The sequence below is a fragment of the Brevibacillus laterosporus genome, from assembly GCF_030489605.1.
Taxonomy (GTDB): domain Bacteria; phylum Bacillota; class Bacilli; order Brevibacillales; family Brevibacillaceae; genus Brevibacillus_B; species Brevibacillus_B laterosporus_E.
In genome coordinates this window covers 1-466 of sequence record NZ_JAUKFY010000079.1, presented here as the reverse complement: position 1 = coordinate 466, position 466 = coordinate 1, and the positions used below count along the sequence as shown (strand labels likewise).

Annotated in this window: 1 protein-coding gene; it reads left to right on the top strand. The window is 42.7% G+C overall.

From position 1 onward, the window contains the following. Positions 1–134 precede the first annotated feature (134 nt). Positions 135–434, top strand: coding sequence for a hypothetical protein (locus QZ995_RS23740; protein ID WP_301812405.1), 300 nt, complete (start codon positions 135–137; stop codon positions 432–434). The last annotated feature ends 32 nt before the right edge of the window (positions 435–466 follow it).

Sequence of the window (466 nt, the reverse complement as noted above, 5' to 3'; positions counted from 1 at the left end):
CATTTGAGTCACAGTTATTCGATTGGTAGTCCAAGCAATACCCTTTCCTATTTCATGGCTCAGAAGGACCCCATTGTATACGAGAGCATTCCTTTATATTGTGGCCCCTTCTACGCTGGAGGTGAAACCAGCTTATGCTGACAAACTACGCTTTGGAGCGACAAAAAAATGCACTAGAGTCCTTGTTCTACAGCGCGGAGGTAGAGTTAGATGGGGAACTTATGGCAGTTCCAATCCTTATGACTCATCAAGGGACAACAAAGGTAACGTTTTTGTTGCGTCTATCCGATTCACGAACAGGCAGGATAACAAAACGCACCATTAAAGATTCAAATGGAGTAGTCGTTTGGCAGGATGAGATAAATATTGTGAAGCCTCCAAGGGAAATCGCTCTAAGTATACCGATTGAACTGCAATGGAAGGCAGGTGAATGATATTGGCGTATGAAAAACAACTTCATATCAAT